The sequence below is a fragment of the Pseudomonas sp. Irchel s3a18 genome (assembly GCF_900187535.1).
In the GTDB taxonomy this organism is placed as follows: domain Bacteria; phylum Pseudomonadota; class Gammaproteobacteria; order Pseudomonadales; family Pseudomonadaceae; genus Aquipseudomonas.
The window spans coordinates 115,351-122,261 of sequence record NZ_FYDV01000016.1 but is presented as its reverse complement, the minus strand read 5'-3'; the positions used below and the strand labels follow the sequence as shown (position 1 = coordinate 122,261).

6 protein-coding genes are annotated in these 6,911 nt (G+C 60.1%); 2 read left to right on the top strand and 4 right to left on the bottom strand.

The window, feature by feature from the left end:
* The coding region (locus tag CKW29_RS20305) for a transposase (RefSeq protein ID WP_141234428.1) at positions 1-120 on the top strand (120 nt) is incomplete at its 5' end.
* A 159-nt stretch (positions 121-279) separates the two neighbouring features.
* On the opposite strand, the gene CKW29_RS20300 is transcribed toward CKW29_RS20305, so the two are convergent.
* The gene (locus tag CKW29_RS20300) at positions 280-1,557 is read right to left on the bottom strand and encodes an aspartate aminotransferase family protein (RefSeq protein ID WP_095148974.1); all 1,278 of its coding nucleotides are present in this window, start codon (positions 1,555-1,557) and stop codon (positions 280-282) included.
* Complete coding sequence (locus CKW29_RS20295; protein WP_095148973.1) at positions 1,554-2,252, bottom strand: MOSC domain-containing protein; 699 nt, start codon at positions 2,250-2,252, stop codon at positions 1,554-1,556. The genes CKW29_RS20300 and CKW29_RS20295 overlap by 4 nt, the downstream gene beginning before the upstream one ends.
* A 101-nt stretch (positions 2,253-2,353) precedes the next feature.
* On the opposite strand from CKW29_RS20295, the gene CKW29_RS20290 reads away from it, so the two are divergent.
* On the top strand, positions 2,354-3,283 hold the full coding sequence (locus tag CKW29_RS20290) for a LysR family transcriptional regulator (protein ID WP_095147161.1): 930 nt from the start codon (positions 2,354-2,356) through the stop codon (positions 3,281-3,283).
* Between the two features lie 236 nt (positions 3,284-3,519).
* On the opposite strand, the gene CKW29_RS20285 is transcribed toward CKW29_RS20290, so the two are convergent.
* Together CKW29_RS20285 and CKW29_RS20280 are read right to left on the bottom strand one after the other, a co-directional pair.
* Complete coding sequence (locus CKW29_RS20285) at positions 3,520-5,298, bottom strand: acyl-CoA dehydrogenase C-terminal domain-containing protein (protein WP_095148972.1); 1,779 nt, start codon at positions 5,296-5,298, stop codon at positions 3,520-3,522.
* Positions 5,299-5,461: 163 nt separating this feature from the next.
* Positions 5,462-6,751 carry a diguanylate cyclase gene (locus CKW29_RS20280; protein WP_095147162.1) on the bottom strand — a complete coding sequence of 430 codons (1,290 nt, stop codon included), beginning with the start codon at positions 6,749-6,751 and terminating at the stop codon, positions 5,462-5,464.
* Positions 6,752-6,911 lie beyond the last annotated feature (160 nt).

Here is a 6,911-nt window from a genome sequence, read left to right as displayed (position 1 = left end):
ACGGGTCAGTTGGAAGGTATCAACAATCGAATAAAGGTCATCAAGCGGGTGGCGTACGGTTACCGGGATAGCGAATTCTTTTTCATGAAGATCAAGAGCGTCTTTCCCGGTAATCCGTGAAGAACCATTTAAAAGGCCATTGTTTTGGCGATGGTTCAAGCACCGAACAGGCTTCTGAAAATCGTCGAGACAAAAAAACGCCCCATGCCAAAAAGATCAGGCATGGGGCGACGCGTTATACCGCGAGACGGTTCAGGTATTAGGAAAGTGCCGCTGGCTTCAGACCGCGATGCCCCTGCGGCATTGAAGTTGAGCGGTGTGTACCCGGGAAAATGCTCGCGCCAGGCGCAGGAGCATTTCGTCGATGTTGGCCTTGCTGACGGTGAGTGCCGGCGTCAACAACAGACAGTCAGGCTGCGGGGCGCTGAGCAACAGGCCTTCGTACCGCGCGGCTTTCACCACGGCGTCAGCCGAGTCGTCACTGAGCGTAAGCCCCCAGAGCAGCCCTTGCCCTCTTGGCTCGCCATGTCCATAGCGGTTGGCCAGCCGATTCAAGCCTTCGCGCAGGTGTTGTGCGCTGTCGCGAACATGCTCGAGGAAGCCGTGATTGAGTACGCTGTCGAGCACCACCAGACCGGCCGACGCCATCAGGGGATTGCCGTGATGAGTACCATCCAGCTCGCCCGGCTCAAAACAGCAGGCTTTGCCGCGCGCCAGCACGGCTGCCACCGGTACTCCGCCGCCCAGGCCCTTGCCCAAGGCGATGATGTCGGCACGCACCGCATACTGCTGTTCGGCGAGCAGACTGCCGCAACGGCCGATGCCGGTGTGTACTTCGTCGAGAATCAGCAGAATGCCCAACTCACGGCACAAGCGCTCAACGCCCTTGAGGTAATGCTCCGTCGCCGGCACGACACCCGAGCTGACCTGGATCGGCTCCAGCATGATGGCCACCGTCTGCGCGTCCACCGCCGCATGCAGCGCGGACAAGTCATTGAACGGAACCTGAGCGAAGCCCGGGAGCTGTGGCTCAAACCGATTGCTCTGACAGTCCGACGCGGACATTGCCGCCAGGTTGCGGCCATGACAGCTACCACTGGCAGTAATGATTCGCGAAGCCCCACCGCGATGCAGTTGTCCCCATTTACGCGCCAACTTGATCGCTGCTTCACAGGCCTCACTGCCGGTGTTGAGCAGATACGCCTGGTCACTGCCCGTACTCAGGCACAGCCGCTCGGCCAGGTTGAGCTGACCACGGTTGAACAACCCCGACCCGGGATTGATCAGCGCCTGGGCCTGAGCGGCGATGGCCTTGACCAGCACCGTTGGGCTGTGTCCGAGACTGTTGGCCGCCGCGCCTTGAGTGAAGTCCAGGTAAGCGCGGTCGCTACTGTCCCATAACCAGGAGCCCTGGCCGCGGACGAAAACCTGCGGGGGCCGCTCGACACTCGCCATCAGGCACTCACTGGAGGGGTTATCGCCCCTTGGCGGTTGAGCAGGGTCCGCAGTCAGGTCATCAAGACTCGGCTGAGGGCGGCGCAGATTGAACAGGTTCATGCTCGCAGCCCCTCCAGTGGCAAACCCAGCAAACGCGAGGACCAATTCTCCACGCGCCCGGTGCGCATGCGCTTGAGCGCAAGATCACGCCAGCGCGAGGACAACGCGGGGCAATCGACCAGCTTTTTCAAACCGGCATGCTCCAGCGGTTCGCGATAAAAACTGCGCAAGGCCCAGGCCACGGTCAGGCCGGGATAGCTGCGTTGAATCAGCTCGAACGGTTGGTCACCGCTGACAAATCCAGGCTTGAGCACCCGATAGAACCAACCACAGCGGCCTGTGTCCTGGGCCAGTTGTGGCAGGATCGGCACACCCCAGCGATGGCTCAACCGATAGCACGGCGAGCGCGGCTGGCTGACCTGCAGCAAGGCACCGCCCCAACGAAACAGGTCGCCCAGGCACACGTGTTCTTCGGTGAGCCCTCGGGTCGAGAGGTTTTCACCGAAGGCCGGCGCGCACCAGTCGATCTGTGGATAACGTTTACGCCAATAGGTGTAGTGCTCGGCCGGGTAGTGATGCAGCGCGCGTTCGGGACCGGTGTGAAAGCGCGGATCGCCGTGCTCGTCGCTGCCCAAACCTTGCGGCCACAACCAGAGCCGGTTGGCAATCCGCTCTTTGTCGGTATCGCTGACCAAGCCCTGCCCGAGGTTTTTTGCCTTGCCTATGTAAACACCATCAACGTAAACGGTATTCATCGCGCTCTCTGGCCCTGTAAGCCTTGTGAATGCGGTTAGACTAGGCTTCTGTCAGGCGCTGAGCCATTTCGATTTTCCAGCTTTTTCGATAAGAAATACTTATGGATTTTAAGCAACTGCGTTATTTCGTCGCGGTGTATGAAGAAGGCCATGTCGGGCGGGCCGCGGAACGCTTGTCGATCTCCCAGCCGGCACTGTCACAACAGATCCGCCAACTGGAACAACACCTCGATGTGAGCCTGTTCGAACGCAGCAGTAAACGCCTGCTGCCCACCCTGGCCGCCCATACGCTGTACAACCATGCCCTGCCCCTGCTCGACGGCCTGCAACGGGCACGGGAGGCACTGGGTAACTTCAAGGGGCAGGCCCTGCGTACATTGGCCATCGGCGTGCTGCAAACCGTTCATACCAGCCTGGTGCCGAAAATGCTCGAACGGGTGCGCACGGCACAGCCGCACCTGGTGGTGCAGATCTACGAACTCACCGGGCTGGAAATCGAGCGTCGATTGCTCAACGGCTCACTGGACATCGGCATCAGTTATTTACCGCCACGCCAACCGGGGCTGCATGGCGTGTTGCTGTACGAAGACGAACTGACCCTGGTCATCCCCGCCGATCACCCGTTGCGTGAATTCAAGAAAGTCTCCATGAGCCAGGCGGCCGAGTTGCCGATGCTGCTCTTGGGTGAGGAGTTTCAGATCCGGCAGATCTGGCAGGGACAACTGGCCAGTCTCGGACGACGCCCGCAGGTACAGGCGGAATTGAACAACATGGCCGGCATTCTCGACAGTTTGCCCCATACCCGGCTGGCCACGGTCCTACCCGGTCGCTCGCAACAGGAACACGGCAACAAGGCGCTGCTGTGGAAACCCTTGAGTGAACCGCGAGTGCCGCTGAAAATCGGCTTGGTCTGTCGCGATGTGCAGCGCCAGCAAGCAACCCTGGAGCTGCTGCGTAACCTGCTGGAAGACGTGATGAGCAGTCCGGAGGGACGCTTGGCAAGCCCGACGGTACTGGATGTACAGGCCTGAGGAGCAAAAACACAAATCGCAGGCAAAAGAAAACCCCGCCGAAGCGGGGCTTTGCAGACTGTTTCCCTGACATCCATTTCACTCCACCGTCCTGGCAGAATCCTACGTGTCCGTGTTGTTGCTTTGCGCTTCCTGCGCGACGTCCATGAGCAGTAGATTAGCTGTGGATCCAATTTACCGATAGGAGAGAAAGACAGCACGACATGTAAGTAAATGCTTACATGCCGTGACACTCCTCAGAATTGCGCCGCGTCCAGTAAGAACAACGACTCGCTACCCGCCTTGACCGACGCACTCAGGGAGTGAATCCGCGGCAGCAGACGGGCGAAATAGAACCGCGCAGTCCCCAGTTTGCTGGCGTAGAAATCGTCCTGCGCTTCTTTGCCGAAGGCGGCCTTGGCCATCAGCGCCCACATGTAAGCGTAGGACACATAGCCGAACACCTGCAGGTATTCCACCGACGCGGCACCGATTTCGTTCGGGTTGCCCTTGGCGCGATCCAGCAACCAGGCCGTCAGTTCGTCCAGCGTCTGTACGGCATCGTTCAACGGCTGAGTGAACTCGGCCAGATCGGCACTGGCGGTTGCAGTGAAATGACGGATCTCGTCAGCGAACAGTTGGTAGTACGCACCGCCGCTACCGACGATCTTGCGCCCGACCAGGTCAAGGGCCTGAATGCCGTTGGTGCCTTCGTAGATCTGGGTGATCCGCACATCGCGCACCAGTTGCTCCTGGCCCCACTCGCGGATGTAACCGTGGCCACCAAACACCTGCTGGCCATGCACGGTGGTTTCCAGGCCCAGGTCGGTGAGGAACGCCTTGGCGACCGGGGTCAGCAGCGCCACCAACTCTTCGGCACGCTTGCGCGTGACCGGGTCTTCGCTGAACTTGGCGGTGTCCAGTTGCATCGCCACGTAGGTGGAGAACGCACGGCCACCTTCGTTCGAAGCCTTCATGGTCAGCAACATGCGACGCACGTCCGGGTGAACGATGATCGGGTCAGCCACCTTGTCCTTGTTCTGTGCGCCGGTTGGCGAACGGCTCTGCAGGCGATCACGCGCATACTCGACCGCGTTCTGATACGAGCGCTCGCCCGTGGCCAGGCCCTGGATGCCCACGCCCAGACGCTCGTAGTTCATCATGGTGAACATGGCCGCCAGGCCTTTGTTCGGCTCACCCACCAGGTAACCCACGGCTTCGTCGAAGTTCATCACGCAGGTCGCGGAGGCCTGGATGCCCATCTTGTGTTCGATCGAGCCGCAGTTGGCCGGGTTACGCGCGCCGAGGCTGCCATCGGCATTGACCATGAACTTGGGCACCAGGAACAGCGAAATGCCCTTTGGTCCCGCTGGCGCGTCCGGCAGCTTGGCCAGCACCAGGTGAATGATGTTCTCGGTCAGGTCATGCTCACCACCGGTGATGAAGATCTTGGTGCCGCTGACCTTGTAGGAACCGTCGGCCTGAGGTTCGGCCTTGGTACGGATGATCCCCAGGTCGGTGCCGGCATGCGGCTCGGTCAGGCACATGGACCCGGCCCAGACACCGGCGTACATGTTCGGCAGGTACGCGGCTTTCAGTTCTTCACTGGCGTGCGCGTTAATCGACAGGCAGGCACCGGCCGTCAGCATCGGGTACAGGCCGAACGACAGGCTGGCCGAGTTGACCATTTCCTCGACTTGGGCCGAAACCGCCTTGGGCATGCCCATGCCGCCGAAGGCCGGGTCACCGCCCACTCCGACCCAACCGCCTTCAGCGTAAGTCTGGTAGGCCTGCGGGAAACCGGCTGGCGTGGTCACGACTCCGTCACTCCAATGGCAGCCTTCTTCGTCGGCCGCACGGCTCAGGGGCGCAATGCTTTTGCTGGTGACTTTGCCGGCTTCCTCAAGGATCGCCTCGACAGTCTCGGCATCAACGGTATCGGCCAGGGCAGGCAGTTCAGCCCAAAGCTTGGCCACCTCGAAAACTTCATTGAGGACGAAGCGCATATCGCGCAGGGGCGCTTTGTAGTCAGCCATGGCAAACCTCACAGGAACGTGAAAAAGTGATTCATAGGATCGGGTTTCAACAAGTCCTTGAGTGTACCCGAACAACTTTTACGACACATAGGGTCAACTCGTGACTTGTTTGTAATTTTTAGTCACTGGTGAAATATTGTAGGCCTGCCACGCCCATCATCACTCAACCCGCAGCGCCCTCCATGCGCACCGCGCCACGACGACTCTGACCGAAGGCCATCACACAGTTACGCCCCGCCCCCTTGGCGTTATAGAGCGCCTGGTCGGCGGACTTGAGCACTTCTTCCGGAGTTCGCTGCTCCAGCCGCTCGGCGACGCCGATGCTCACCGTCACCGATACACTGGAAGCTCTGGCACCGGAGCGACGTTGGCGACCTTGCTGATCGTCCTGCGGGCGGTTTTCCTGGTTACGCAGCTGAATGTTGTAGTCGGCAATCGACTCGCGAATGGCCTCCAGATGCGGCAGGCACTCTTCCAGGGTCCTGGCCGCGAACACCAGGGCAAACTCCTCGCCCCCGTAACGGTAGGCCCGACCGCCACCACCGATCTTCGACAGCTTGCTGGCGACCAGACGCAGCACCTGGTCGCCGACGTCGTGGCCATGGGTGTCGTTGAATTTCTTGAAGTGGTCGACATCACTCATCGCCAGCACATAGTTGCGCCCCAGGCGCTGCAGGCGCTCGTTCAAGGCGCGGCGTCCCGGCAGCCCGGTCAGCTCATCACGAAAGGCCATTTGATAGGCCTCATGGGCAACGGCGGCCGCGATCATCAACATGACCTGACTGCACATGATGTTGAGGGTGAACGGCAGGATGAAGGTTTTGGGCAGCATCCAGAACAACCCGAGCAGGCCCACCAACTGCGCTGCATGCAAGGGCCGTGGATTGCGCCAGTACTGGTAGGCCAGCAGCATGAAGGCCGCGATGAACACCGGGTACGACAGCTGGATCAGGCTCATCCAGGTGCCATGCAGTGCCGGCCAGCGTATTTCCGCCAACCACGCCAGCAGCGCCTGTGGATAGCTTTGCTCCAGCGCCAGGGCAACGCTGCCAAAGGCCAGCAGCACAGCAAACCGCGCAACCATGTCCTGGAACAGGTGGGTGCGCTCCTGCCACGCCGCGAACAGCCCGTAGAGCAGCGGCAACAACAAGCAACAGAGGTGGAACACCACGGCGGCGTCCTCACGGACCTTGCCGAAATCACGGTAGTAATCGGTCTGGGTGTCGAGCAGAAAGTAGGCGATGTACACCGTGACCATCAAAAACAGTTCACGCTGACGGCGGTAAACCGCGCAGTACGCACCACCGAGCAGCAGCACCAGGGTCGGCAGCACGTTGAACAGCGAAGTGAAGAAGACGTTGAGATCCTTGACGTAGGCAGCTGCAAGCCCCGCAAGTAACAACAGCAATGAAGGTATGAAGTGACTCAAGCGTGCAGCAGAAGAACGCGGCAAGGGTAAAGCTCCGGCCCGGCAAATCAGTAGATGGCATTGTGCCAGCAATCCTGGCAATTAAGCACATACAATGTGACGTGCATCACATTGCCTACTCTTTAACGGCAGCCAAAACGTTCTGCTTAGCGTTTTAGTCGGGAATTTTCATCGGGTTCCTCCG